Origin of the sequence: Herminiimonas sp., assembly GCF_030645555.1 — a bacterium.
Lineage (GTDB): Bacteria > Pseudomonadota > Gammaproteobacteria > Burkholderiales > Burkholderiaceae_D > Oxalicibacterium.
The window spans coordinates 1-1269 of record NZ_JAUSME010000252.1; the positions used below are offsets into that span (position 1 = coordinate 1).

The following is a 1269-nucleotide window of genomic DNA, read 5'->3' on the forward strand; positions in this document are numbered from 1 at the left end:
TTGATTTCTGCATCGCGCTTGATGACTTCAAAACGCATACGCACTTCGTGGATGCGGTCGTAGATGGTTTCCAGTTTGGTGGCTTTGTCGACCACGTATTCCGGCGTGGTCACCTTGCCGCAATCATGCAGCCACGCAGCGACGTGCACCGCCTCCCACTCATCCTTGCTCAAATCGAAATCGGCGTAGGGCCCGCTGTCCTGAATACAGGCGGCGCGTGCCAGCATCTTGGTCAGCTCAGGCACGCGCGCGCAATGGCCGGCGGTATATTCGCTCTTGGCATCGATGGCGCCAGCAATCAACTGGATGAAAGCTTCGAACAAGGCCTTTTGATCGCGTATCAAGCCGCGTGTTTCCATCGAGCTGCTGGCCGAATCCGACAAGGCGCCGACGAAGGCCAGTTGCGCGCCATCGATGCGCGTTTTGCGCTTCAACAGCATCAGCCCCTGCAATTCCTGCTGTCGGTTGAAGAGTGGCACCGCAACCATCCACGCCGCATCTGTCTTTTCACACAGCGCATGCAAGCCGGCGGATGCAACTTCCTCCGCAGTCATCAGATCATCCAGCGCCTGTTGCCTGTCTATTGCAGCACGTAACAGAGTCGGCAAATCATCGATGTTCAAAGTACGCAAACCGCGGCTGACTTCTGTGCCAGTTCTGGAAACTGCCGTGTAAGGAATCAGCTGGCCGCCATCGATCAAATACAAGGCGCCAGACTGTGCATGGGCGGCAACAATGATTTCATTTAACAGCATCGGCAACAGGTTTTCAAAATCGATCTCTGCTGCAACTGCATGCGTGATGTCCATGAACTTGCGTATCGTGGTCTTCATCCCATCCATGGTTTCGGCCAGCGCATTCACTTCAGCGATATGCGAGCGCAAAGTAATAGGCTGAGCGAATTCAAAATGGCGTATCGTCTCGGCTTCGCTGGCAAGCGTGCGCATCGATTTTGAAATGGCGCGCGCCACGAACCAGATGACTGGTATTGCGATCAGGATAACCAGCAAGGTAATCAGGATAGATGCCGAACGAATCTTGAGTGCAGTCGCAAACAGCTCCTTCTTTGGAATCGCCGTCATCAGGTACAAGGGTTCGGAACCTTCGAGTGTGATCGGCAATACGGAAACACGCCAGTCTTCACCGTCAAGCTCAACTGTCTTTGAAATCCCCTGCTGCGGCATATCTTTTGTAATGGAACTGACCAGCCCTTCCAATGCAGGAATGCCGAAGTCATCCAGATTCTTGAGCGCAGGCGGCGTATCGGGC

Annotated in this window: 1 protein-coding gene; it reads right to left on the reverse strand. The window is 54.2% G+C overall.

Translation table 11 applies throughout. The annotated features are described in order from the left end of the window. On the reverse strand, positions 1 to 1269 hold a 1269-nt coding region (locus Q7T06_RS09915; RefSeq protein ID WP_370652360.1), incomplete at both ends, for an HD-GYP domain-containing protein.